Origin of the sequence: Oribacterium sp. oral taxon 078 str. F0262 (genome assembly GCF_000160135.1) — a bacterium.
Classification (GTDB): Bacteria; Bacillota; Clostridia; order Lachnospirales; family Lachnospiraceae; genus Oribacterium.
The window spans coordinates 159,135-185,361 of sequence record NZ_GG729933.1; the positions used below are offsets into that span (position 1 = coordinate 159,135).

The window sequence follows — 26,227 nt, forward strand, 5'->3', positions numbered from 1 at the left end:
TTTTCTTTGATAGAGATTTATTATAATTCAAGCAATAAATACAAAAAAGCTTTAAATACTGCATATAATTTGACAGAAATAGAGCAAAAATTTATAATAATTTGAGTTGGTCTGGAGGGGCTTTATGAAAAAATTTGCAATCGGCATCGACATCGGCTCGACCTGCGCGAAGGCCGCGGTGCTGGACGAGAAGAAGGACTTGAAGGAGAAGCTGCTGCTTCCGACGGGCTGGAGCAGCGCGGATACGGCGGAGGAGATCAGACGGCGGCTCGCCTCCTATATTGAGGAGGGAACTGTCGTCGCGACCGGCTACGGCAGGGTCTGTGTGCCCTATGCGGATAAGTCCGTGACGGAGATCACCTGTCACGGAAAGGGGGCGGATTATCTCTATCAGGCAAAGAGCATGACGGTCATCGACATCGGAGGACAGGATACGAAGATCATTCGGATCGAGTCGGGGAATGTGACGGATTTTCTGATGAATGACAAGTGCTCCGCCGGAACCGGCCGTTTCCTGGAGGTCATGGCGAATACTCTGGGGCTTCGGACGGAGGAGCTCTGCGAGCTGGCTTCGAGAGGGAAGGACGCGAGCATCAGCTCGATGTGCACGGTCTTTGCGGAGTCGGAGGTCATCAGTCTGATCGGAAGAGGGGAGAAGAGGGAGAACATTGCCTTTGCGGTCGTGGACTCCATCGTGAAGAAGGTCGCGGCGCAGGCGATGCACCTGCTCCCGCCGGAGGGGGAGGCTGTACTGACGGGCGGTCTCTGCGAGTTTCAGTATCTCCGCTCTTCCCTCGGAAAGGCCCTGGGCAGGGAGGTCGTGAGTTCTCCGAACGGGAGATATGCCGGGGCGATCGGAGCGGCGCTTGTCGCGTCGAAGCTGGAGTCATGATTTACCTGGACAATGCGGCGACGAGCTTCCGTAAGCCGGAGGAGGTCCTGGAAGCGGTGATGGAGGCCATGCGGCATTCCGGCAATGCCTCCCGCGGGACCCACAGCGCGGCCATCTCCGCCTCCCAGTCCGTCTACGAGGCGCGCCGCAGGCTGGCTGCCTTCTTTCACTGCGAGAGGGCGGATCATGTGATCTTCACTCAGAATTCCACGGAGGCTTTGAATATCGCACTCTATGGCCTTCTCTCCCCGGGGGAGCATGTGATCACGACGGATCTGGAGCATAACTCCGTGCTCCGCCCCCTCTATGACTTAGAGAGCCGGGGACTGCTCCTGGACTTTGTGCGGGCGGATCGGAGGGGGAAGGTCGATTACCGGGATTTTGAGCGGCTGATCCGGAAGGAGACGAAGGCAATCGTGTGCACGCATGCCTCGAATCTGACGGGGAATATGCTGGAGCTCGAAAGGATCTCCGGGATCGCGCACCGCACCGGCGCGCTTCTCGTTGTGGATGCCTCGCAGAGTGCCGGGGCCCTGCCGGTGGATATGGAAAAGCAGGGGATCGACATCCTCTGCTTTACGGGGCACAAGAGCATGCTGGGCCCGCAGGGGACAGGGGGACTGTGCCTTCGGAGCGGAGTGGAGCTTCGGCCTTTTAAGCGGGGCGGGACCGGCGTGCATTCCTACCTCAGGGAGCAGCCCTCCGACTATCCCACGAGACTGGAGGCCGGGACCCTGAACGGCCACGGCATCGCGGGGCTTTTAGCGGCGGTGAACTTCATCGATCGGATGGGGCTTGAGAAGATCGAGGAGAAGGAAAGCAGGCTGCTGAGACGTTTCTGTGAGGCAGTTCGTGAGATCCCGGGCGTCACGCTCTATGGGGATTTTGAGGGACGGAGGGCGGCGATCGCGGCTCTCAATATCCGGGATTACAGCTCCGCGGAGATCTCGGACTGTCTCGCTCAGGACTACGGGATCGCCACCCGGCCCGGGGCGCACTGCGCCCCCAGGATGCATGAGGCGCTCGGGACGGAGGAGCAGGGAGCGGTGCGCTTCAGCTTTTCCATTTTTAATACCGAGGATGAAGTTGAGTCGGCAATTCGGGCGGTCAGGGAGCTCGCCCGCTGAGTTTTGAGTCGGATTGTCCCGCATTGGAGAGCGGAGCCGACGGAAAAGGAGAATGTGCGTTATGGCTGATTATGTAGAGATGTGGAAAAATATCGGGATGGACGTGGATATGCACGACACCCTCTGCCAGGTGCTTCCCACTGCGGTGGGGGATGTCTTCCTGAGTCAGGAGAACCGCCCGAAGGCGATGGACTTCTGGGATCTCGTCATCTCGGAGGTTCACGGCATCCGCCCCGCGGAGCTCATCGAGGAGCAGAAAAAGGGGAGAAAGGTCTTCGGCACCTTCTGTGTCTATGTGCCGGATGAGGTGGTGATCGCGGCAAATGGCATCGTGACGGGACTGTGCAGCGGATCCCAGTTCTGGGTCCCCGCCGGGGAGGCCGTGCTTCCGAAGAGCACCTGTCCCCTCGTAAAGGCCTCGGTCGGCGCGAGACTCTCCCGGACCTGTCCCTTCTTCCGGATCGCGGATATGTATGTCGGAGAGACCACCTGCGACGGGAAGAAGAAGGCCTATGAGATCCTCGGCGAGGATGTGCCGATGTATGTCATGGATGTGCCGCAGATGAAGCGGGCGGAGGATATTGCGCGCTGGAAGGATGAGATCGCCGCCTTCGCGAAGAAGGTCGAGGAGGTCACGGGAAACCGGATCACGGTGGAGAAGCTCAAGGAAGCGATTCATCTCATCAACGAGAAGAGGAAGGCAATCCAGAGGGTCTACGACTGCCGTAAGTCCGAATGCCTTCCGATCTCCGGGAGGGACGTGCTCCTTATGATACAGATCGCCTTCTTCGATGATCCCGCCCGTTGTACGCAGATGTGCAATCGTCTCGCGGATGAGCTCGAGGAGAGGATCCGAAACGGCGTGAGCGTCGTGCCGAAGGGGACGAAGAGAATCCTCGTCACGGGCTCCCCGATGTCGATCCCGAACTGGAAGCTCCACCAGATTATAGAGACCAGCGGGGCTGCCGTCGTCTGTGAGGAGATGTGCACCGGCACCCGCTACTTTGAGAATCTCGTGGATGAGGGGGGGAAGACCCTGGAGGAGCAGTTCATGGCTCTCTCCGAGCGCTATATGAAGACGAACTGCGCCTGCTTCACGCCGAATAAGGGTAGGATCGACGATCTTCTCCGGATGGTGAAGGAGTATAAGGTCGACGGCGTCATCGACACGAGTTTAAAATTCTGCTGCCTCTACGATACGGAGAAGTACGTGGTCTCCCGCGCGCTGAAGGAGGCCGGAGTCCCGGTCCTCAGCCTGGAGACGGACTATGCGGATACGGACGCGGAGCAGCTTCGGACGAGAATCGGAGCCTTCGTGGAAATGCTTCATGCCTAAGACGCGCTACTATATCCTTTTTCGAAATTACGAGGAGGGCCTTGCGCTCCATGCCCTCCTCGATGAGCACGGACTGGAGAACCGCATTGCGCCGACACCCCGCTGCGGCTACGGGAGGAAGCTTGCCTGCGGGATGTCTCTGCTCATTGAGGAGGAATGGCTTTCCCGCGTAAAGCAGTGCCTCTCGGAGGAGGGCGCGGAGTATATGGACCTCATCTCCGTGGAGGGACAGATCGATCCGAAGAGGGACCGCTTCTGCTGAGTGCCCGCGCGGGGAAAGTGCCCTCTGCTGTAAGCCGCACCATGATTGTTTTTAGGGTAAGGGGGAGAGTGCTCTCTGCTTTATACCCGGGCAGATGCTCCGCTTTCCCTGCGGAGCTGTTCTTCTCCACTGCTGTCCTGCTATGGCAGCTTCTTAGTACAGGATGGATGCACCGCTTCCCCCGCGGCACTGCTCTTCCCTCTCTTTTCCGGAGTGCATTTTAATGCTTTATGCTTTGGCTTTTCCGGAAGGGGCGGATAAGCCTCCGGAAGCGGGGATCTGCGCATCAGCAAACCTCCCTCCGGGAGGCAGTTCTCTGCTGCGGATAAGCTTCCGGAAGTGGGGGATCTGCGCCCTGTCTTCATAGGGCCTGCCATGTCTGCTTCAGGCAGCGATCTCCAGGGATTCGTTTCGGAATGGTTTTTGGGATAATTGTAAACCTTATGGAAAATAATAGTTGACTGATTTCACCGGAATCCGTATACTGACTTCACTGAGAAGCGTATACGGATTCCGGCGCCGCTTATAATGACGGAATTTTTTATTTTCCCGGGAGGAGGAAAGAGGATGAGACAGATTTCTGTGAGAAAGATGAGTATATGTGCGTTGATGTGCGCTCTTTTATGTATACTCGGCCCGCTTGCGATCCCGATCGGCCCGGTGCCCCTCTCTCTCACGCTCTTTGTGCTCTTTCTCTCCGTGGAGATCCTCGGGATGAAGCTCGGGACTCTCTCCTTTCTTCTCTACCTTCTTCTGGGCTTTTTCGGCCTTCCGGTCTTTTCGGGCTACGCGGGAGGGGCAGCGAAGCTGCTAGGCCCCACCGGGGGTTATCTTTTCGGCATGATTTTCTGCGCCTTATGCGCGGGATTTTTCCTGGAGCGCTTCCCGGATCAGCCCGCTCTTCAGCTTCTGGGCATGCTGATCGGACTTTTGCTCTGCTATCTCTTCGGCACACTGTGGCTTCGCGCGCTGCTGCTCCCCAAGAAACCGGGCTTTGGCCTTTGGGACGCTCTGATGATGGGTGTGCTCCCCTTTATTCCGGGGGACCTTTGCAAGATCGGCCTCGCATTCTGGCTCGGGAGAAGGATCCGCCGCAGTCTGCCCGCTTCCCTCTCCGCTGCATCTCAGGGATAAGCATAGAGGGAATGCCCCTGTCGGCGCGGAGAAGAGCGCAGCGCACAGACGACGCCAGAGCGCTGCGGGCCCTTGGAATCGTAGTCCTTTCTGCCGGTGCTGAGGATGGAAGCGTGCCCGGCATATTTTAATCGTTTACGACATGGATCTGGCAGGAGCGCATGGTTTCCAGCGCGGCCCGGTGCTTTTCCGCTGTCACACCGGCGCAGCAGGCGGCATCTACGCTGATCCTTACCTCCGGCATCGCCGCCTTTAGGAGGAGAGCATTGGAGACCACGCAGATATCGGTACACAGACCGACTAACTCCAGCTCGATCTCTTCCTTCTCCGAAAGTTTCTTCAGCTCCTCGGCTAGTTCCATGCTCCCGAAGCTCGGCTTCTCATAGATCTTTGCATGCCTCAGGAGCTCCGCGATGTCCGCCTGGAGCTGCCAGCCCTGCGTTCCCCTGATGCAGTGCATGACGGGGAGGTTCCTTCCCTCCTGCGTATCCATGTAGTTTTCCCCGTGAGTATCCATAGTGGCGATGACATTTTCCGCCGGGTAGGAGCGGATCTTTTCCTTTACGGCATCGACGATGGCCTCCGCCTCCCGGCTTCCAAGAGCCGCATCGATAAAGTCATTTTGCATATCAATTACCAGCAGTATTTTTCTCATCTTGCTCTCCTTCCGTCTCCATCATGAGATTCCTTCTTTCTTTTTCCGTCTTTACAGGTCTTTATAGGACTTTATAGGAATAAAAAGGGTCTAAGCTGCATTTTCCCTTTATGCAGAAAATGCCGAGTTTCTCCTTGCTTCCGTATAGGACGGTCGTGTCCTTCTCTCCTCCGATGTATGCTGCGGAAAAGATAGGTTTCAAGCGGCAGGCGGCCCGATCCATTTCCTTCCTTCCCTCCCGCACGTGCGGGTTGCGGAAGCCGGAGCCTTAGCGACGGAATTAGTATAGCATAATTTCCGCGGCTTTCCTTTCTGTACTCATCAGGAGGCCGTGCAGGGAATATGCGTTTATGTTTCCTGTATTTATGTTTCGTCTTTCCTCCTATCTTGTAATCAAGACGGCGCAGGCTTATATTGGCGGGGGAGGGAAGATCTCGGATTTTGCGGATTGATGGAATACATCAAAAGGGTCCCGGTATTATATTTGGATAGGGAGATCTTGGATTTTACGGGAGGCTGTGAGCTTTTTGGGGGATTGGAGTATGAACTATCTTGCGCACATCAGTGAGGATAAGACAAGGGAGCAGAGCGTGCTCTCTCATTTAAAGGGGGCGGCTGAATTGGCCGGAGGCTTTGCCTCCGAATTCGGCTGTGAGGACTGGGGATATTATGTAGGGATGCTGCACGATATCGGAAAGTACAGTGAGGCCTTTCAGAGGAGACTGCGGGGCAGCGCGGTCCGTGTCGATCATTCTACGGCAGGGGCGAAGCTTTCCTATGAAAGAACGGGGGAGGGGCCGAAAACGCTTCGGCTTGCCTATGCCATCGCATCTTACTGCATCGCCGGGCATCATGCGGGGCTTCCGGACAGGGGCGGGTCTTCCGATACGGCGGAGAGAAAGACATTTTCTGGGAGGATGAAGAAAAAACTGGAGGATTACAGCGCATACGAGAGTGAGGTAAAGCTTCCCTTGATCCGAACCGAGGTGAACCTTTCGGAAGGGTCGAAGACGCCTGGATTTGAAGTGAATTTTATCACTCGCTTTCTGTACTCCTGCCTGGTGGACGCCGATTATCTGGATACGGAGAGCTTCATGCGGGGAGAAAAGCCCCGGGGGCGCGGGCAGGGAGAAAGCCTGAAAGAGCTGAAGGAGCGTCTGGATCACTATATTGAGCCGTGGCTCAGGGACGACCCCAAATCGGAGATCAATAGGAGAAGGACGGAGATCCTGAAGAGCTGTCTTCTCGCCGGGGAGGGGGAGAAGGGGCTGTACCGTCTCAGTGTGCCGACCGGCGGCGGAAAGACGATCGCATCGCTGGCCTTCGCACTCCGGCATGCGCTTTGTCACGGAATGAAGAGGATCATATACGTGATTCCCTATACCAGCATCATCGAGCAGAATGCCGCTGTCTTTAAGGAGATACTGGGGGAGCAGAACGTACTGGAGCATCACAGCAATGTGGACTATGAGGACGATGAGGAGCTTTGCCCGATGCAGCTTGCGGCGGAAAACTGGGATATGCCGCTCATCGTCACAACGAATGTGCAGTTTTTTGAGTCGCTCTTCTCGAATCGTCCCTCCAAATGCAGGAAGATCCATAACATTGCGAATTCCGTGCTGATCTTTGATGAAGCGCAGATGCTGCCAAAGGATTATCTCCAGCCTTGCATTTCATCCATTGAGGAGCTGATCCGAAGATACCACTGCAGCGCGGTCCTGTGTACCGCGACACAGCCCGACATTGATCCCTTTTTGCAATCCGCCGGGGAAGTGAGAGAGCTCTGCCCGGATATGGCGGAGCAGTTCTCGTTTTTCCGGCGCTGTGAGATCCGTTTCCTGGGGAAGCTCGAGCAGGAGACGCTTCTCGAGAGGCTGAGTGGAGAGACGCAGGCCCTCTGCATCCTGAATACCCGGAGAGAGGTTCAGGAAATCTATGAGCTTCTCCGAAAGGACGGGGGAGAGGACGGACTCTATCATCTATCCACGCTGATGATCCCAAAGCATCGGCGGAAGGTGCTGGGAGATATCCGAGAGAGATTAAAGAAGGGGGATGGAAAGCGCTGCATCGTGATCTCCACCAGTCTCGTGGAAGCGGGGGTGGACCTGGACTTCGCCTCTGTCTATCGCGAGATCGCAGGGCTGGACTCGATCATCCAGGCGGTCGGGAGGTGCAATCGGGAAGGGAGAAGGAAGAGGGAGGAGAGCATCTGTCATGTCTTTTCTCTGGAGGACAGCAAGTCAGTGCCGCTTTCTCAGAAACAGAGGATTGAAATCGGCTCTTGGCTTTTAGAGAAGGGGAGAGATCCGGCAGATCCTGATACGATACGGGAGTATTTTTGGATGCTTTATGGCAAACCGGGAAGGAAAGCTATTCCGGGAACGGAACGGTCGGATAGGAAAGCCGTCCTGGGGATGCAGGAGACGGACAAGAAGGCTATCCTGAAGAAAATCGAGGAGAATCCCTTTTCCTTCCCGACACAGGCGGAGGATCTCAGACTGATCGAACAAAACGGAGAGACCATCTTCGTTCCCTGGGATGAGGAGGGAAGAGAGCTACTTTTTCAGATTGAGCGAGAGGGGATGAGCCGAAAAAGAGCGAGGGCCATGCAGCAGTACTCCGTGAATCTCTACGAGAACCTCTTTCGGCAGCTTTTTGATGCGGGAAAATTTCGGGCCTTGGAATCCGGTGCCAAGGGGAATCTCTATGTTCTGAGGGAGAAGGAGGATTATAGTGAGGAAAAGGGAATCTTGCTGGAGGCAGAGCTCGGGGAGGGAAGTGAAATGAGCGTGGGGGTGAAGGTAAAAATCTGGGGGGATTATGCGCTTTTTTCCCGCCCGGAGCTCCGGGTCGAGCGCTACAGCTATGATGTCATTACACCGTCGGCGGCCAGGGGTATCCTGGAAGCCATCTACTGGCATCCCGGCCTGAGGTGGCAAATTGATCGGATCCATGTGCTGAAGCCGATTTGTTTTACTTCGATCCGGAGGAATGAGGTAGAATCAAAAATCCTCTGCGGCAAGCTGCTGACCGCCTATAATGGGGGAAAAGGGGAGGGTTTATTTTTAAATACAAAAGCGGACATTGTGCAGCGCTCATCTATTATATTGAAGGATGTGGCCTATGGGATAGAGGCACATTTTGAGATGACGGAAAAGGCGAGCCCCGGGGATAATCCCGGAAAATTCAAGGATATTATGTCCAGGCGTCTGAGAAAGGGAGAGTGTTACCATCAGCCGTACCTGGGATGTCGGGAGTTTCCGGCCTTCTTCTGTCCCTGGGATGAGGGAGAGGAGCATAGAGGCGGAGAAAGCCGGGATTTCGGGCTGATGCTTTATGATATGGATTATTCGAATCCGGAAGATATCCGTCCAACCTTTTTTCGCGCGAAGATGGAAAACGGGGTCATAGACCTCAGAAATTGCGAGGTACTGCGATGATCTTACAGGAGCTTGTAAAATACTATGAGGCGCTCGCAGAGCGGGGAGAGATCGCTCTGGATGGTTGGAGTAAAGAGAAGGTGAGCTATTCTCTGGAACTCGATAGGGAGGGAAAACCTCTCAAAATCCTTTCCCTCGGAGTGGAGGAGGAGAATGGAAAAGGGAAAACGGTGAGGAAGCCTAAATTGATGGAAGTCCCGGAGAGAGTATCGCGGACCTCCGGAGTTTCCGCCAATTTTCTCTGTGACAACGCAAAGTATATGCTCGGCATCAGCGGCGACGCCTCGGATAGGAAAAGCCAGGAATGCTTTACCGCGACCAAAGAAAAACTGATGGACATCCTTCAGGATTGTGACGGCCCCGCGGCGAGTGCGCTGAAAAAATTCTTTCAAAGCTGGGACCCAAGCCGGGCGGAGGAACTTTCTGAACTGAAGGACAAAGAGTACCGGGACGAGATTACAAAAGCCGGAAATCTGGTCTTTTCCATCGAGGGAGAATATGCGCAGGAGATTCCGGAACTGAAGCAGGCCTGGGAGAGCTGGAGAAAGAAGAAAGAGAATGGCAGGGAGCGCGGCCGCTGTCTTGTGACGGGGGAACTCTCGGAGATTGCAAAAACACATACCTCGATCAAGGGGATAAAGAATGCTCAGTCGAGCGGTGCTGCTTTGGTTTCCTTTAATGCTCCGGCTTTCTCCTCCTATGGGAAGGAGCAAAGCTTTAACGCCCCGGTCGGAAGACATGCGATGTTTGCCTATACGACGGCGCTGCAGTTTCTTTTATCCCAAAAGGAGCAGAAGGTGCAGCTTGGAGATCTGTGCCTGCTATTCTGGGCGGAGAGCGGAGAGGAGGAATACGGGGAGATTTTTTCTTCATGCATGGGGGGGAGAGAGGATAATCAGGAGATTGTCAGGAACGTCCTCCGGAATATTGCGGGGAAGCAAGGAGTGGACTATAAAGGAGTTCATCTGGATCCGGAGCAGAATTTTTGCATCCTCGGCCTTTCGGGCAATGCGGGAAGACTTGCGGTCCGTCTCTTCTTAAAGAATTCTTTTGGTAATATCCTTCGGAATTTTCAGCGTTTTTACGAAGAGCTCGAAATCGCAGGGCCGAAATGGGAGGAAGAGCAGCCGGCGCTTTGGAAGCTCTTGGGGGAAACCGTCAATCAGAATTCCCGGGACAAATCAATACCGCCTGCACTGGGATCCGAATGCCTGCGGGCGATCCTGATGCACGGGAAGTTTCCCGCAAGCTTATATCATGGCATCCTGATCCGCATCCGCGCCGACCAGGGGGAGAATAAGATCAACGGCAGGCGTGCGGCGCTGATCAAGGCGATTCTTCTCAGAAATTACGGAGAGCTTTATTTGGGAAAGGGGGAGGATTTTGTGGCACTGAATGAGAATTGCAGGGACAGGGCGTATATACTCGGAAGGGAGTTCGCCGTCCTGGAGAAGATACAGGAAGCGGCAAATCCGGGGATAAACGCGACGATTCGGGATCGGTATTTTAATTCGGCGTGCGGCACGCCGGCGATGGTTTTTCCGCTTCTCTTTCGGCTGAAGGAAAGCCATCTCAGAAAAATAAGAAACGGGAATCCCGGGATGGCCGTTTTCTACGAGAGAATATTGACAGAGCTTCAGGGAATGCTTGAGGTGTCGGATTTGGTCGGAGCCTTTCCCTCTCGCCTATCCCTGAACGAACAGGGCATGTTTATCCTGGGGTACTACCATCAGAGGCAGAAGTTCTATGAAAAGAAAGAAGGAGGAGAAGTGAGATGAGTGAGCCGATTAAGAACCGGTATGAGTTTGTGCTCTTTTTCGATGTCGAGAACGGGAACCCGAATGGGGATCCCGATGCGGGAAATTTGCCTCGCATCGATCCGGAGAGCGGATACGGGCTTGTGACGGATGTCTGCCTGAAGAGGAAGATCCGAAATTATGTGGAGACCGTGAAGGAGGATCAAGAGGGTTTTGGGATCTATATCAAGGAAAATGTCCCTCTGAATGTCAGCGATAAAAGAGCACTGTCCTATATCGGGCAAAAGCCTGAGGGCAGTAAGGACTTAAAGAAAAGCGATCCGGATGCCGACAAAAAGATTCTGGAATTCATGTGCCGAAATTTCTATGATATCCGAAGCTTCGGGGCCGTGATGACCACCTTTGTCAAGGAACATCTGAACTGCGGACAGGTGAGAGGCCCGGTCCAGCTCTGCTTTGCGAGAAGCGTCGATCCCATTGTGAGTCAGGAGGTGACGATCACCCGCGTGGCCATCACGACGGAGAAGGACGCAGAGAAGAAGGGCACGGAGATGGGGAGAAAGAATATTGTTCCCTATGCGCTGTATCGCGCGGAGGGATTCATTTCCGCAAATCTCGCGAGAAAGACGACCGGTTTCTCAGAAGAGGATCTGGAGCTTTTCTGGGAGGCGCTGATCAATATGTTTGAGAATGATCATTCGGCGGCGAGAGGGAAGATGTCGACTCGACGTTTGATTGTATTTAAGCACAGCACGGAGCTTGGGGACTGCCCGGCCTATAAGCTGTTTGAGACAGTCCATGCGGAGAAGCTTCCGGAGGTGCAGTTCCCGAGGAAGTACAGCGACTACAAGATTGAGATCAGGAAGGATGCGTCGATTCCGGACAGCGTCGAGTTCATTGAGAAAATATAATGAACGTGGGAGAAGAAGATTACCTTATGATTTCCGGGATCCAGCATTTCCTTTTTTGCAGAAGGCAGTGGGCCCTGATTCATGTGGAGCAGCAGTGGGAGGATAATGAGCATACCGTAGCGGGGGATCTGATGCACAAGAGGGCTCATGATCCCCTGCTGCGGGAAAAGAGAGAGGATATGCTGATCGTGAGGGCTTTGCCGGTCTCATCCAAAAGACTGGGGATCAGCGGAGAATGTGATATCGTTGAATTTCACAGGAGAGAGGGAGGGATCCGGCTCTACGGGCACAGAGGCGAATATCTCCCCTATCCTGTGGAGTATAAAAAAGGGCGGCCTAAGATGGGAGAAGAGGACATCCTGCAGCTCAGCGCACAAGTATTGTGTCTGGAGGAGATGTTTTCTACGGAGATTCCGCAGGGCGCTCTTTTTTATGGGGAGACCCGGAGAAGGGAGACCGTGGAAATTACGGAAGAGCTTCGGGAGAGAACGGAAGCGGTATGTTCAGAGATGCGGCGATATTATGAGCGAGGGTATACACCGAAGGTAAAGGGAGGGAAAAAATGCAGAGCCTGCTCCCTGAAGGAGATCTGTCTCCCGGAATTGGAGAAATTGAGAAGCGTGCGGACTTATATTGAGAATCGGATGTACGAGGAAGAGCCATGAAAAGACTGCTGAACACGCTTTATATCAGCTCGGAAAACAGTTATCTGGCTCTGGATGGAGAAAATATCGTAATCCTGGAGGGAAATGCAGAGCTGGCGCGGGTTCCCCTTCATAATCTGGAAGGCGTGGTGTCACTTGGGTACAGGGGCACCAGCCCTGCTCTGATGGGAGCATGTGCGGAGCGCGGAATATCGCTTTGTTATCTGAGCCCGCAGGGGAGGTTTCTGGCGAGAGTCACAGGGCGGACGAAGGGTAATGTGATCCTTCGTCGGAAGCAGTATGCTGTCGCCGCTTCGGAGGAAAGACTTGAAATCGCAAGGAACTGCATTTTCGGAAAGCTATATAACGCGCGCTGGGTGCTGGAGAGATTTACGAGAGACCATGAGCTGCAGGTGGATACCGAAAAGCTAAAGAAGATATCAGTTTTTTTGCGGGAAGCCTCTTTGAAAGCACAGGACTGCATCGATGAGAGCAGCCTCAGAGGGATAGAGGGAGAGGCCGCAAACTGCTATTTTTCCGTATTTGATGAGTTGATCCTTCAGCAGAAAAAGGATTTTTTCTTTCGAAAGAGAAGCAGAAGACCGCCGATGGATCCTGTGAATGCGCTTCTGTCGTTTATCTATGCTCTTCTGAGCAATTCGATGAGTGCTTCCCTGGAGGCAGTCGGGCTGGACCCCTATATCGGGATGATGCATGCGGATCGACCCGGGCGGGCGTCGCTGGCGCTGGACATGATGGAAGAGCTGAGAGCTGTGATGGCGGACCGCTTCGTGCTTCGCCTGGTCAATAAGAGAATTGTGGATCGGAGAGACTTCATACATAAGGAAAATGGCGCAGTGCTTTTAAAGGATGAGGGCAGAAAAAGGGTCCTCGTAGAGTGGCAGAAGCACAAGAAGGAGAGCCTGAAACATCCCTACCTTGAAGAGACCATGGAGTGGGGAATGGTGCCATATGCTCAGGCGCTGCTTCTTAGCCGGTATTTAAGAGGAGATCTGGAGAGTTATCCGCCGTTTCTTTGGAAATAGAGAAGCTGATCTCCTCTATTGATTGAATAAAGAATGGGATGAAGTATTTCGAATATTTCATCTAGGCTGTTCAAACAGTCAAACAATTTCTTTTTGGTGAAGCAGACAGGATCCGCCTGCACGGAATGTGAGGAAAAGTATGATGATACTAGTGTGCTACGATGTCAATACAGAGACGTCTGCAGGGAAGACACGGCTCCGGAAGATCGCCAAAGAATGCGTGAATTATGGAAGCAGGGTGCAGAACTCAGTGTTTGAATGTATATTGAATAACGCGGAGTATATGATGTTGAAAAATATTCTTGCAGAAATCATTGATGAGAAAATAGACAGCCTGCGCTTTTATAATCTCGGGAACTCTTATAAAGGCAAAGTAGAGCATATCGGGAGAAAGCAGGGAATCCAAGTGGAGGAAGCCTTAATTTTCTAATCTCGATATTTTGGTGCGAGAGTGAAGAGATCATGAAATGACCGAAGGATTCGCACTAAAAAAAATGAACATATCGCGTTCGAAACCGCGGCTTAAGAAAAGGGTTTATCGATTTCGCTGTACATATCGCGGAAAACATGCTATTTTTATCACGAAACAAGAGGTAATATTCATCTGTTTCACTGTCGCTCCCCGCGAGGGGAGCGTGGATTGAAATAAAAACTCCCATATAATGGACATTACCCTTAACGGTCGCTCCCCGCGAGGGGAGCGTGGATTGAAATTGACAGACTAATATACGGGACCGGCCAGGTATCTGTCGCTCCCCGCGAGGGGAGCGTGGATTGAAATAGTTAAGATGACTATGAGGAGTAACCGCGGAGACAGTCGCTCCCCGCGAGGGGAGCGTGGATTGAAATGAGAGTGATAAGATTCCCCGCAAAGGGTAAATGGTCGCTCCCCGCGAGGGGAGCGTGGATTGAAATTTTTGCCAAACGGTAATACCAAAAAGGCGGACAGTCGCTCCCCGCGAGGGGAGCGTGGATTGAAATGTAATGAGTATGGCAAGACAATTATGGTACTTGTAGTCGCTCCCCGCGAGGGGAGCGTGGATTGAAATTTAAGATTAAGGGAGACACTAACCTTAAGGCATACGTCGCTCCCCGCGAGGGGAGCGTGGATTGAAATGAATATTTGAGAGGGCACGGGGCCGCAATACGCGGTCGCTCCCCGCGAGGGGAGCGTGGATTGAAATACAGTAGATTTTGTCACTGTGCTGATTCTTTTGTCGTCGCTCCCCGCGAGGGGAGCGTGGATTGAAATTTATCAAGTCCTTACATGAGCACTTGGGAGGGCACAGTCGCTCCCCGCGAGGGGAGCGTGGATTGAAATTAAGGGTCTGATAGAGATCTCCCTTTGGCATGATCGTCGCTCCCCGCGAGGGGAGCGTGGATTGAAATATCGCGTTAAATGGATTTAAGGCGTCGCTGGACAGGTCGCTCCCCGCGAGGGGAGCGTGGATTGAAATCTAGCGATGAAATTGTTGTCCTCGCGGTAAATGGTCGCTCCCCGCGAGGGGAGCGTGGATTGAAATAGTTAAGATGACTATGAGGAGTAACCCGCGGAGGTCGCTCCCCGCGAGGGGAGCGTGGATTGAAATACGGCAATGAAGTCCCCGCCATAGAAAACGTTTGGCGTCGCTCCCCGCGAGGGGAGCGTGGATTGAAATCAAGAGGTACATATCAGATGTGCCTCCATTATACAGTCGCTCCCCGCGAGGGGAGCGTGGATTGAAATGTCGAGTCCAAAGAATACATTTTTGATACATTTTGTCGCTCCCCGCGAGGGGAGCGTGGATTGAAATTTTTTTATCCTCTGTCGTATTCGGGATGCCGATTGTCGCTCCCCGCGAGGGGAGCGTGGATTGAAATTCCCGAAAATTCGGAAGAAATCCTATCAACTTTCGTCGCTCCCCGCGAGGGGAGCGTGGATTGAAATACAGAAACTAGATGATCTGTTTGCGAAATATATGGTCGCTCCCCGCGAGGGGAGCGTGGATTGAAATCCCCTAATAGACAAGTAGACAGAAATTAAACCTGTCGCTCCCCGCGAGGGGAGCGTGGATTGAAATTGGCATAAGTTCTAAATCAACGTCTTTTCCCGTGGGTCGCTCCCCGCGAGGGGAGCGTGGATTGAAATCCTTCAAGTTCCCGGCTCCTCTTTTGTGCATTTTGTCGCTCCCCGCGAGGGGAGCGTGGATTGAAATCCTGTGATATTGACATGATACTTTATCGATCTCTGTCGCTCCCCGCGAGGGGAGCGTGGATTGAAATACAGAAAGTTGATAGGATTTCTTCCGAATTTTCGGGGTCGCTCCCCGCGAGGGGAGCGTGGATTGAAATTACAATCGGTTTTCCGATTGTAGCATGTTGCTATGTCGCTCCCCGCGAGGGGAGCGTGGATTGAAATCTTTAGGAATCGGCACAAGTTTGAGCACTTTTGCCGTCGCTCCCCGCGAGGGGAGCGTGGATTGAAATAGGAATTTATAAAGAATTACCGAAAGAGCTAATAGAGTCGCTCCCCGCGAGGGGAGCGTGGATTGAAATAATGCCGCTGGAGGTTATACCAATACCTATTTCCGTCGCTCCCCGCGAGGGGAGCGTGGATTGAAATAGGAATTTATAAAGAATTACCGAAAGAGCTAATAGAGTCGCTCCCCGCGAGGGGAGCGTGGATTGAAATTGGAAAGATTGCAATCGGCGGGGAATCTGTTATCGTCGCTCCCCGCGAGGGGAGCGTGGATTGAAATACAATGGAGTAAGCTTTTATGGAAGCAATTTTAAGTCGCTCCCCGCGAGGGGAGCGTGGATTGAAATAGTGATAAATATATTCGGAACTTTGTGCTATATGGTCGCTCCCCGCGAGGGGAGCGTGGATTGAAATGTTGTTCATATTTGTTAACAAATAGAAGTCTAGGTCGCTCCCCGCGAGGGGAGCGTGGATTGAAATGTTAGCGGCGTCACAACGGGCAACGTTGGGAGCGTGGATTGAAATAGGAATTTATAAAGAATTACCGAAAGAGCTAATAGGTCGCTCCCCGCGAGGGGAGCGTGGATTGAAATCGTACATGTACCGTATTCGGTGAATTGTACGATGTCGCTCCCCGCGAGGGGAGCGTGGATTGAAATCTCCCGGTAGTTGTCAACCTGTGCATTATAATTGTCGCTCCCCGCGAGGGGAGCGTGGATTGAAATTGAAGTCCGAACTGGTTAAAATCATAAGTGTTTCGTCGCTCCCCGCGAGGGGAGCGTGGATTGAAATATCATGTCCGCAATTTGATAACATTGTGCACCTCGTCGCTCCCCGCGAGGGGAGCGTGGATTGAAATATCATGTCCGCAATTTGATAACATTGTGCACCTCGTCGCTCCCCGCGAGGGGAGCGTGGATTGAAATAAATTCCTTCGGATAGGTCTTTTCGATTTCCTTTGTCGCTCCCCGCGAGGGGAGCGTGGATTGAAATTCCCGATTCTGGACCTCGATCCGTTTTTTGTAGGGTCGCTCCCCGCGAGGGGAGCGTGGATTGAAATAGATTCCTTCGCGATCAATAAATCTCTGCATCAACGTCGCTCCCCGCGAGGGGAGCGTGGATTGAAATCGCGGAGGACTAAAGTACGGGGAAATCCGCTCCTGGTCGCTCCCCGCGAGGGGAGCGTGGATTGAAATCCGTGTCTCCCAGTCTTCGCATATATCGTCATATGTCGCTCCCCGCGAGGGGAGCGTGGATTGAAATTCCTTACAGCTAATCCATTTTCTCATCTCTTCGCGTCGCTCCCCGCGAGGGGAGCGTGGATTGAAATCCAAGAACGCATGTTTTCAAGAATATCCCCCGCAGTCGCTCCCCGCGAGGGGAGCGTGGATTGAAATATCAAGTCGTTAAGGCAATTAGGGGGAGCAAATTTGTCGCTCCCCGCGAGGGGAGCGTGGATTGAAATTCAAGTACCTCGCAGATCAGATCCTTACCGATCCGTCGCTCCCCGCGAGGGGAGCGTGGATTGAAATGGAACTGAGGACTAAGGTATAGAGACCGGCCTCAGTCGCTCCCCGCGAGGGGAGCGTGGATTGAAATTCTCCGCTCATGGCATCCATCAGAAGCGAATCCCGTCGCTCCCCGCGAGGGGAGCGTGGATTGAAATTAAGAGTGCATGTCCATAGACCGAATTTGTAATATCGTCGCTCCCCGCGAGGGGAGCGTGGATTGAAATAAACATACCCATCCATCGTCAAAACTAGCACTGGGTCGCTCCCCGCGAGGGGAGCGTGGATTGAAATCTCCTCCTTCAGGCGTGTAGCAAGCTCAATCAGAGTCGCTCCCCGCGAGGGGAGCGTGGATTGAAATAATACCCTTCGTATAGTGGGATAAGCTTCTGTGAGTCGCTCCCCGCGAGGGGAGCGTGGATTGAAATAACATCCTTTATTTCCTTGAATGTTACTTTATATTTGTCGCTCCCCGCGAGGGGAGCGTGGATTGAAATTATCGTTTTGTAAAAAGAATAAATATGGGCCGATGTCGCTCCCCGCGAGGGGAGCGTGGATTGAAATAAGGATATCTCCCGCAATATAGGTATTCCGTAAATGTCGCTCCCCGCGAGGGGAGCGTGGATTGAAATGGATATATTTATCACTAAACTTGTGAATATTTAAGTCGCTCCCCGCGAGGGGAGCGTGGATTGAAATCACAATGCGGATATCCCCGTCATCATAATAGCTGTCGCTCCCCGCGAGGGGAGCGTGGATTGAAATCCACTGATAGGGGTACTGTGTTTTACCGTAGCCCGTCGCTCCCCGCGAGGGGAGCGTGGATTGAAATGTTTCTGCTTCCAGTTCCGAAGCCAAAGCATAGCGTCGCTCCCCGCGAGGGGAGCGTGGATTGAAATTCATAGAGGACTTCCAGCTTCAGGGAAGCGCCCATGTCGCTCCCCGCGAGGGGAGCGTGGATTGAAATCCATGAACGCATGTTTTCAAGAATATCCCCCGCAAGTCGCTCCCCGCGAGGGGAGCGTGGATTGAAATACCTTTTTTGCCGATGAAGGCTTTGAGATCCGAATGTCGCTCCCCGCGAGGGGAGCGTGGATTGAAATACCGCAGGAAAGTTTTAATGAAGCGCGTAGAACTGTCGCTCCCCGCGAGGGGAGCGTGGATTGAAATTCCTTACAGCTAATCCATTTTCTCATCTCTTCGCGTCGCTCCCCGCGAGGGGAGCGTGGATTGAAATAACAGACAGCGATGCCTTGTCTAATTTTTTATTGAGGTCGCTCCCCGCGAGGGGAGCGTGGATTGAAATAGCAAAGTATTGTACTCTCTTACCATGAGGAATACCGTCGCTCCCCGCGAGGGGAGCGTGGATTGAAATTTAGATTATTCGGATCCCATTCAAGGGCCGTATATGTCGCTCCCCGCGAGGGGAGCGTGGATTGAAATTCCTTACAGCTAATCCATTTTCTCATCTCTTCGGTCGCTCCCCGCGAGGGGAGCGTGGATTGAAATTGTGATCTCCGACGCCACTTGTGCATCGTCTTCCCGTCGCTCCCCGCGAGGGGAGCGTGGATTGAAATAGATCAAGAGCAAGCTGCAGGATATCTTGACGACTGTCGCTCCCCGCGAGGGGAGCGTGGATTGAAATTCTTCCCCCAGTAACTCCCCATAGGACAGCCTAGTCGCTCCCCGCGAGGGGAGCGTGGATTGAAATTCCTTTCTGCCTTTGCGGCCTTCATCCCCTGCAAGTCGCTCCCCGCGAGGGGAGCGTGGATTGAAATAGGTCCTCCGTCTTTGCAAGGAGTGCTGCCGCGAGTCGCTCCCCGCGAGGGGAGCGTGGATTGAAATGTATTTATTGACTAATAGAAGCCTCGATAGCTTTCGTCGCTCCCCGCGAGGGGAGCGTGGATTGAAATATTTGCCTCCGCGAGGAATCTTAAGGGAGAGGATTGTCGCTCCCCGCGAGGGGAGCGTGGATTGAAATATATCCAGCGGAAGCGGTATTGGCAAAATATCCCGTCGCTCCCCGCGAGGGGAGCGTGGATTGAAATAATACAACGATGATGCAATCTTGAAAGTCATGAAGTCGCTCCCCGCGAGGGGAGCGTGGATTGAAATCATGGATGATTTAACAAAAGGACGGCCGACGGAAGAGTCGCTCCCCGCGAGGGGAGCGTGGATTGAAATTGAAAATTCGGAATCGATGTGACAGGAAGTCTCGTCGCTCCCCGCGAGGGGAGCGTGGATTGAAATTGTCCGGTGCTCCTACGGACGATCTGCAGCGGTGGTCGCTCCCCGCGAGGGGAGCGTGGATTGAAATTGGAGATGGAGAGTATCAGGAAAGCGAGAACTTGGTCGCTCCCCGCGAGGGGAGCGTGGATTGAAATTTAAGCTGCACCGCGTCGAGTGTGTCGTGCGGATCGTCGCTCCCCGCGAGGGGAGCGTGGATTGAAATTTTGTTGCAAGTATGATTGTATATCCTCTTTAAGAGTCGCTCCCCGCGAGGGGAGGTGGATTGAAATCGGTTTTTATTCGCTCTCTCAGGAAACGGGGGCCCGTCGCTCCCCGCGAGGGGAGCGTGGATTGAAATAGGGGCAGTGGATCATCGAGGTGGGGGAGCTTACGTCGCTCCCCGCGAGGGGATGGGGGTGCGGACAAAAACCTGGACACCATGATACCTGATACCCTTGTGAGAACAGATGAGGTACACCAAGGAGCAGATTATCGTCGCACTGACATTATATAGCATAGCGGGCTCGGCAAATACGGTCAAACAAACACTGGGATATCTTTCAAATCCAATGCTTTATATCTAAGCCACATGTTCGACACTATAAGCAAGCAACAGCCGAATGGAAGGAGCAGGCAATTCGTCGTTGCCTGCTTGATGGCGAGCCTGTAAGATCAATAGCAGAAGATATCGGATACACTGAGTCCATTGTATATCAATGGCTGCGGTCTTACAGAGAAAAGGAATCTGCTTCAACATGAAAAAAGCAAAGAAAACGACTCCCTCCGATCTTCAGGCGGTGGACAATATCGAGGATCTGAAAGAAAAAATGCTTGATATGCAGATGGAGATCGATATCCTAAAGGAGACAATCCATGTCTTAAAAAAAGACCCCGGCGTCGATCAGACAGTTCTCAGGAACAGAGAGAAGGCAGTGATCATCGGCGCCCTGAAGAATAAATACTCACTGCCAAAACTCTGCTTTAAGTTGGAAATCCCTGGAAGCAGCTATTATTATCAGAAGGCTGCATTACGGGCAGATGATAAATACCGCGAACTGCGGAGCCGAATCATCAAGGCTTTTCAGGACAACGGATGTGTTTATGGATACAGAAAAATCCATCAGCCTCTGAGGCAGAAGGGAACAATTGTTTCCGAAAAGATCGTCCGCAGAATCATGAAGGAGGAATCCCTTGTTGTCAAGATACGCAGGAGACGTAAATACAACTCTTATCAGGGTGAACTCAGCATGGCCCCGGAGAATCTCTTCAATCGTGATTTTCATGCGGATAAACCGAATGAAAAGTGGCTCACGGATATCACGGAGTTTTCCATTCCGTCCGGGAAGGGATATCTGTCCCCTGTCATTGACTGTTTTGATGGAATGCCTGTCAGTTGGAGGATGGAAGTCTCTCCTAATGGCAATCTGGTAAACGCAATGCTGAGAGATGCTGTCAATACACTAATAGTTTCCCGATCTGCCGGACTATAGCTAGCCGGCAGGTAATGGATTCTTCCGCGGACGTTTCGGCTTCATAGTTGCCGGGTCCTTCGGCTTGGGCTTGCGCCCACGCTTCTTAGGTTCTGGTTTTGGAACCGGTTTGGATAATCCAAGAGCCTCCAGCTCAGCAAATACGGTCTTGAGGGTATGCACCCAGCAGCCGTCGTCTGTTGCTGGTTCGGCCGGGGAATCTATCCGTCTCCATGCAGAGGAAAGGTCGTCCATCAGTTCTGCATAGGACATGTTATCGAGAAGGCCGGCTTTCCCTGCCTTCCTGATGATCCTGCAGGTGGCAACTGTAGAGAGGAAGTTGATGAACTCGCTTCCCATCACAGAAAAGTCGCCCCGGCAGTCGGTGTGGTCCAGGCATTCATCGTTCTTGTAACGGTTGAATACCACTTCCAGAAGCCACCGATCATCATAGCAAAGGTAGGCGGTCTTTGGATCAAGGTCCTGATCGGATTCCAAGACGATCACGCCAAAGAGGTCCTTCTTGATGGCGTACTTCTCGGGGGAAAAGGTATTTTTCTTCTGGGCGTTTGCCAGGTAAGAAGCCTCTTCGCAGCCTGCTTTCTTTGTGTCCTTGAAGGCATACAGGAACCGCCCGCCCTTGATCGGTTTCTTTTTGTAGACGACATGCGCATCGATTCCATCAAGGATGCCTTCAAAAGAAAGCATTCCATTGTCAGAAATGCGTACGTCATTCCGCTTGATTGGAGTAAGGAAGTGAAGATCCGGGCGCTCCCGAAGCTCATCCCTTATCTTGCTGGGCGGAAAGCCTTTGTCGGCAACGATGATCCCCTTGCGGATATCATTGTCACGGATAAAGGCCGGATAGGAACTGGCATCGATGCTGTTTCCGGGGAACACCTCGGCGCATACCGGTTCCATCTTCTCAATGTCATAGGCATAGAGAACAGAGACCTCACGGCAGCTGCGTACTCTCGCTTTACGGGAGTAAGCAGACAGATCATTAACGATGCTGTTGTCCTGCTTCAGCATCCCATCAATAGCGATGTGGTGATCCTTGACGGTCCGAAGCAAGCGGAGCTGATAAAACTTTTTCCGCTTGCTGCCGTCGATGCCGATCCGCTGGAACAGACTGCCGACAGAATTCTTTGAAAGCGCCGCACCAGGATAATCCCTGCATACAAAAGTGCGGTTGTAATGCGTCGAGAACCTGTTGGATGCGATGGAGGGCCGGATCACGCGGAGCGTTGCGATGGACATCATCGCATAGACATCCGATGGATCATAGACCTTCAGTAGATCCTCAAAAATGTCTCCGGTGACGGATTTGACCAGCGCTGATGCTCCATAGGAAAGCATTGATGGAGAAGCTTCCCTGTCTCTCACATTGGATTCGATCGGGACAAACTTAAAGTCAATGATGTGTCCGATCACTTTACCATTGTGAGGCTGCGGGTTTCCGCCGGAGACGTATTTTGAAACACCTCTCTGGCGGACTGCATAACGCTTTGGGCCGTCTTTGCCATTATCATCGACGACAGTATTGACCGGTCTTGGCACGGCCCGGATCTCAGCAGGAACAGCCATAAAACTGCCTCCTGAATATAGTCCTATAATATCATATACGGACTATATATTGAAGGCTTTTATACACATTTTGTCAAAGAACTTTGGGGTACAAGGCTCCTCAAACAGTCGAAAAGCAGCGATTTGCCGGACACCTTTTTCGTCCGGCGCCTGAATTTCGGCTATAATCGTTAGCAAATCCCGGATTTCGGACCTGTTCCTATAGTCCGGAATTTTGGGGAAGTATTAATACACTGGATCCGGAAGAGAAACCCATGATCCATTCAGATCGCGGATGTCATTACCGATGGCCGGAATGGATCAAAATAGTTAATGACGCAGGACTCCCAAGATCTATGTCGAGAAAAGGCTGTTCCCCAGACAGCGCTGCCTGTGAAGGCTTCTTCGGACATCTAAAAAACAAGATGTTCTATAACCGCAGTTGGGAAGGCTGTTCGATTGCTGAGTTAAAATATGAGATCGACAGTTATATTCGCTGGTACTGCACAGATCGAATCAAATCAACACTCGGAGGACTCAGTCCTCTTCAGTATAGAAAGGAGTTGGGGGCGGCTGTCTAAAAAATGTCCGCACCCCCTAAGCATCACCTTGGAGATCGTTATTTTGGCGTAATGCATCCATCGTTCTTTTAATTATATCACTGTAGTGATATAATTAAAAAAGCGGAGGGATTTAAAATGGATAAACTGCTGACGATATACCACGGCTCAAAGCAGATCGTAGAAATACCGACCTTCGGAGAAGGGCGAAAGAATAATGATTTCGGGCTTGGCTTTTACTGCACCGAAAGCAACGACCTTGCCAAGGAATGGGCGGTTTCTTCTCTGAGAGACGGATTTTCCAACCGATATACGCTGGACACGGAGTTTCTGAACATTCTTAAGCTAAACAGCCCGGATTATACCATACTCAACTGGATGGCAGTCCTTGTTGCACACCGACTGTTTTCCATTAAGACACCCGTAGCGAGAAGAGCTAAATCCTATCTGATCGACAATTTTGGAGTCGACGTCAATGCTTACGATCTAATCACGGGATACAGAGCCGATGATTCCTATTTTGATTACGCAGAAGCGTTTTTAAACAACGCAATCACTGTGGAGCAGCTTTCGTGCGCCATGCGCCTCGGAAAGCTGGGGGAGCAGATCGTGATCAAGTCAAAATTCGCTTTTTCAAAAATCAAGTATGAGGGCTTTGAGGCTGCGGAAAAGGATGCCTATTACGTCCTTCGGAAGGCAAGGGGTGACGATGCCAATCAGGCCTATCTGAATATTCTTGAGGAAGAGGCGGACGGTCTGTATATACAGGATATCATGAGAGGAGGCGTTGCGAACGATGACCCGCGCATACCGAGAAATCTATCTGAGTAAGGCACAGGCCGCCTTGGGCGATGCCTTCGACTACGCTGTGAACGCCTGCGGAATACCCGGTGAGGATTTCGTTAAGCTCTTTATCACAAGCACGATAAGCCGACGCATGGAAAACGGCGAGCCGTCCGTTCTTGCGGGTAAAAGCGGGATAGAGCTTGCTTTGGACGTGATGCTTGAGACTACAGGAAAAAGCCTTGGCGCAGAGCCTGCGGGGAAGCTCGGCTGCTCAAGGGAATACTGGATCGGCTGGGCCGTGGCCTATTACCAATGGTATTCGGCGAGAAGCTATTCCGAAATATTCAAAGCACTATCCTTTGATGAGCTTCAGAGAATGTACTATACGCTCCATGAAGCCGATATTTCTAAATTCGCGGACATTGCGGATGAGAGGATCAGAGAACATTTCAAGGATACCAATCTGAAACGCATCCGCAGAGCCTACGGCTGCACACAGGCCGCCCTTGCGGAGCAGTCCGGTTCAACGCTCCGCTCCATCCAGATGTACGAGCAGCGCCGAAAGGACATCAACAAGGCCGGTGCGGAAACACTGTACCGCATTGCAAAGACACTGGGCTGCAGCATGGAGGACCTGATAGAAAAGTAAGAAAGTTCAAAACAGTCAGGGTGGATATCAGCCTGAAGTAAGATCGGCTTATCGTCTGTGCCGCTGTCGGTGATTCTCTACCACTCCGGAAGAGAAATTGTGCTTTTCCCATGGCAAAATACCTGAAAAAACGCTGTTTTCACGAAAATAATTTCAGCACTTGCTTTAGCTCTTTCCATCCCTTATACTAGGGATAACGAATTCGTTTTTCACTGTCGACGGCAGCTTTTGGAGCCGATATCTCCCGGGAGCTTTTTAAAGCTTTTCGATCTGTAATGCCGGGGTCTCCGGTACGGTCCTTTTTCATCCGGTCCTTTGCCGCTTCCCCCTTGTTTTTTGATATCGGCTTTCCTTCGGGACAGTCTGAAAGTCCCAAAACAGACGGAGCTTTTCCGTCTTCCCGGCCGAGCTTCGGGCCGCGTCTCCTCGAGATCTTCGGAGAGTGAGGAAGCCGCTTTCCCGATTGCTTAAAACCATTCTTTCTTTTGCACAGGGCGGCAGGAGCTCAGGATTTCCATCTCACCCGGGGAGCCCGCCCTGTGCATTTTTGGAGATCATTATGTCCAGCCGAAAACCCTCGAAGAACGGAAAATTGTCGCTGTCGGATACCGCAAAAAACAAAAGGCAGGATTCCGCCGGGAGGGGAAAAATCTCGGAGGCGGGTTTCTCGACTTCTGATGCTGCTAGATCCACTTCCTCCCTTCCTTCCCAGCCTCAATGGGAGGCTCCAAAGCACGGGCTCCCCCGCATCGCGCAGCTCGATAAGGCGAAAAAAGAGGGCGCAAAATACCGGGGGCAGAAAGAAAAGGAGCGGGATCAGCGAAAAGCAAGTCAGAGCCAGGGCGGAAAAGGCGAAAAGCGGAAAAACGCAGGACGCCGCTCCGTGGACTCCACAGCTCCTGAGCTGCAGTTCTCCCAGACCCTAATCGACAGCTTTTTCGAAGAGAGAGAACCCATCCCCCCTCTCAGTGATGAGGAGAAGAGGGAAATCTGCCGGCTTGTGAATGAATACTATCAGGAACACCCGCCCGGGGGCTCCGATTACCTCGTGAGCGGGGCGCAAGTATTGCCAGGAGAGGAACGGAAGCTGCAAACCCATGCAGATTCTCTATCCGGATCACGGCGTCTATGCGGACGGCGGAAGCTCCGCTCTTCTGAGCTCCCGGGACCAGATCGACAGCGACACGATCTGCGGGATCTGTCCCTCCGGAGTTTGCCACTTAATCCTCCTGAACAGATATAAGTTTTTTGATAAAAACCATTGATTACAACTTTCCCAATCAATGAGACTATACATCTCCAAGGGGGCATGTAGTCGACTATGATTGCCCTGTAGACTTGGGTCTGTTTTTACTTCCCTTGGGCCTGACGGGTCTCCGCTTTACGACCGGCTGCTCCGATTTCTCTTTCGGGGACTTGGGCTGATTCTTACTTCCTTTCGGGCGGCCACGCTTCTTCTTGGGCGGTTCTTCCGGCTTGGGAAGTAGTCCCAGTGTCTGAAAGATCACCGTATGGGAAGGGGTGATCCGGATCAACTGCCAGTCCCTCTGATCCAGGCGGGCTTTCTTGGCCCGGACCAGGATAGAAAGCAGTTTCTTATGAGTGCAGCGTTCCAGCAGTCCCGCCTGGCCGAAGGTCTTCAGCAGGCGGAAGGTCAGGACGGCAGCAAGGAAATCGCAGAACTCGCTGCCAATGACGGAGTAGCCATCATGGACCCTGGTCTCATCGAAATCGCAGGCGGATTTATAGAACCGCATGACGATCTCGATCTCCCACCGCTTGCTGTAAGCCTTATAAG

At 52.7% G+C, this 26,227-nt stretch carries 19 protein-coding genes, 2 pseudogenes and 1 CRISPR repeat array; of the genes and pseudogenes, 18 read left to right on the top strand and 3 right to left on the bottom strand.

The window, feature by feature from the left end; all coding sequences use genetic code 11:
• The first annotated feature begins 124 nt into the window (after nucleotides 1–124).
• The 5 genes from GCWU000341_RS00710 to GCWU000341_RS00730 all read left to right on the top strand — a co-directional run bounded on the left by GCWU000341_RS00710 (nucleotide 125) and on the right by GCWU000341_RS00730 (nucleotide 4,751).
• On the top strand, nucleotides 125–892 hold the full coding sequence (locus GCWU000341_RS00710; RefSeq protein WP_009213689.1) for an acyl-CoA dehydratase activase: 768 nt from the start codon (nucleotides 125–127) through the stop codon (nucleotides 890–892).
• Nucleotides 889–2,019, top strand: coding sequence for an aminotransferase class V-fold PLP-dependent enzyme (locus GCWU000341_RS00715; RefSeq protein ID WP_009213690.1), 1,131 nt, complete (start codon nucleotides 889–891; stop codon nucleotides 2,017–2,019). The genes GCWU000341_RS00710 and GCWU000341_RS00715 overlap by 4 nt, the downstream gene beginning before the upstream one ends.
• A 61-nt stretch (nucleotides 2,020–2,080) precedes the next feature.
• Entirely contained in the window at nucleotides 2,081–3,355 is a 1,275-nt protein-coding gene (locus GCWU000341_RS00720) for a double-cubane-cluster-containing anaerobic reductase (RefSeq protein ID WP_009213691.1), read from the top strand.
• A complete protein-coding gene (locus GCWU000341_RS00725) occupies nucleotides 3,348–3,617 on the top strand; it encodes a DUF3343 domain-containing protein (protein ID WP_009213692.1) in 270 nt (89 codons plus the stop codon). Before GCWU000341_RS00720 ends, GCWU000341_RS00725 begins: the two co-directional genes overlap by 8 nt.
• Nucleotides 3,618–4,184: 567 nt before the next feature.
• Nucleotides 4,185–4,751, top strand: coding sequence for a biotin transporter BioY (locus tag GCWU000341_RS00730; protein ID WP_040653123.1), 567 nt, complete (start codon nucleotides 4,185–4,187; stop codon nucleotides 4,749–4,751).
• A 127-nt stretch (nucleotides 4,752–4,878) separates the two neighbouring features.
• Here GCWU000341_RS00730 and GCWU000341_RS00735 read toward each other — a convergent pair whose 3' ends face one another.
• Nucleotides 4,879–5,406, bottom strand: a complete 528-nt coding sequence (locus GCWU000341_RS00735) for a cysteine hydrolase family protein (RefSeq protein WP_009213696.1) — start codon at nucleotides 5,404–5,406, stop codon at nucleotides 4,879–4,881.
• A 542-nt stretch (nucleotides 5,407–5,948) separates the two neighbouring features.
• Between GCWU000341_RS00735 and cas3 the strand changes: the two are divergent.
• From cas3 to GCWU000341_RS00770, 9 genes and pseudogenes are all read left to right on the top strand, one after another.
• A pseudogene (gene cas3, locus GCWU000341_RS00740) lies at nucleotides 5,949–7,619 on the top strand (CRISPR-associated helicase Cas3'); the annotation flags it as partial.
• A gap of 570 nt (nucleotides 7,620–8,189) precedes the next feature.
• Complete coding sequence (cas5c, locus tag GCWU000341_RS14290) at nucleotides 8,190–8,846, top strand: type I-C CRISPR-associated protein Cas5c (protein WP_242651607.1); 657 nt, start codon at nucleotides 8,190–8,192, stop codon at nucleotides 8,844–8,846.
• Nucleotides 8,843–10,624 (top strand): type I-C CRISPR-associated protein Cas8c/Csd1, encoded by a 1,782-nt coding sequence (gene cas8c, locus GCWU000341_RS00745; RefSeq protein ID WP_009213700.1) that lies wholly within the window; start codon nucleotides 8,843–8,845, stop codon nucleotides 10,622–10,624. Before cas5c ends, cas8c begins: the two co-directional genes overlap by 4 nt.
• Entirely contained in the window at nucleotides 10,621–11,514 is an 894-nt protein-coding gene (gene cas7c / locus GCWU000341_RS00750; RefSeq protein ID WP_009213701.1) for a type I-C CRISPR-associated protein Cas7/Csd2, read from the top strand. Before cas8c ends, cas7c begins: the two co-directional genes overlap by 4 nt.
• Entirely contained in the window at nucleotides 11,514–12,179 is a 666-nt protein-coding gene (gene cas4, locus GCWU000341_RS00755) for a CRISPR-associated protein Cas4 (protein WP_009213702.1), read from the top strand. The genes cas7c and cas4 overlap by 1 nt, the downstream gene beginning before the upstream one ends.
• The gene (gene cas1c / locus GCWU000341_RS00760) at nucleotides 12,176–13,204 is read left to right on the top strand and encodes a type I-C CRISPR-associated endonuclease Cas1c (RefSeq protein ID WP_009213703.1); all 1,029 of its coding nucleotides are present in this window, start codon (nucleotides 12,176–12,178) and stop codon (nucleotides 13,202–13,204) included. The genes cas4 and cas1c overlap by 4 nt, the downstream gene beginning before the upstream one ends.
• Before the next feature lie 139 nt (nucleotides 13,205–13,343).
• Nucleotides 13,344–13,634 (top strand): CRISPR-associated endonuclease Cas2, encoded by a 291-nt coding sequence (cas2, locus tag GCWU000341_RS00765; RefSeq protein ID WP_009213705.1) that lies wholly within the window; start codon nucleotides 13,344–13,346, stop codon nucleotides 13,632–13,634.
• 184 nt (nucleotides 13,635–13,818) lie between these two features.
• A CRISPR array of direct repeats spans nucleotides 13,819–19,622; the repeat unit is 33 nt; unit sequence GTCGCTCCCCGCGAGGGGAGCGTGGATTGAAAT.
• 353 nt (nucleotides 19,623–19,975) lie between these two features.
• Nucleotides 19,976–20,158, top strand: coding sequence for a transposase (locus GCWU000341_RS14420; protein WP_442852095.1), 183 nt, complete (start codon nucleotides 19,976–19,978; stop codon nucleotides 20,156–20,158).
• Nucleotides 20,155–20,889, top strand: coding sequence for an IS3 family transposase (locus GCWU000341_RS00770; RefSeq protein ID WP_196794776.1), 735 nt, complete (start codon nucleotides 20,155–20,157; stop codon nucleotides 20,887–20,889). The genes GCWU000341_RS14420 and GCWU000341_RS00770 overlap by 4 nt, the downstream gene beginning before the upstream one ends.
• On the opposite strand, the gene GCWU000341_RS00775 is transcribed toward GCWU000341_RS00770, so the two are convergent.
• The gene (locus tag GCWU000341_RS00775; RefSeq protein WP_009213723.1) at nucleotides 20,890–22,455 is read right to left on the bottom strand and encodes a transposase; all 1,566 of its coding nucleotides are present in this window, start codon (nucleotides 22,453–22,455) and stop codon (nucleotides 20,890–20,892) included.
• A 335-nt stretch (nucleotides 22,456–22,790) separates the two neighbouring features.
• Between GCWU000341_RS00775 and GCWU000341_RS14425 the strand changes: the two genes are divergently transcribed.
• The 4 genes from GCWU000341_RS14425 (at nucleotide 22,791) to GCWU000341_RS13360 (ending at nucleotide 25,694) form a co-directional block, all read left to right on the top strand.
• A complete protein-coding gene (locus GCWU000341_RS14425; protein ID WP_442852096.1) occupies nucleotides 22,791–23,015 on the top strand; it encodes an IS3 family transposase in 225 nt (74 codons plus the stop codon).
• A 117-nt stretch (nucleotides 23,016–23,132) separates the two neighbouring features.
• A complete protein-coding gene (locus GCWU000341_RS00780) occupies nucleotides 23,133–23,825 on the top strand; it encodes a DUF3990 domain-containing protein (RefSeq protein WP_009213725.1) in 693 nt (230 codons plus the stop codon).
• Complete coding sequence (locus GCWU000341_RS00785; RefSeq protein ID WP_009213726.1) at nucleotides 23,791–24,429, top strand: helix-turn-helix transcriptional regulator; 639 nt, start codon at nucleotides 23,791–23,793, stop codon at nucleotides 24,427–24,429. Before GCWU000341_RS00780 ends, GCWU000341_RS00785 begins: the two co-directional genes overlap by 35 nt.
• A 1,097-nt stretch (nucleotides 24,430–25,526) precedes the next feature.
• Nucleotides 25,527–25,694, top strand: a complete 168-nt coding sequence (locus GCWU000341_RS13360; protein ID WP_155812539.1) for a hypothetical protein — start codon at nucleotides 25,527–25,529, stop codon at nucleotides 25,692–25,694.
• Nucleotides 25,695–25,748: 54 nt separating this feature from the next.
• On the opposite strand, the pseudogene GCWU000341_RS00795 reads toward GCWU000341_RS13360, so the two are convergent.
• A pseudogene (locus GCWU000341_RS00795) lies at nucleotides 25,749–26,227 on the bottom strand (transposase); the annotation flags it as partial.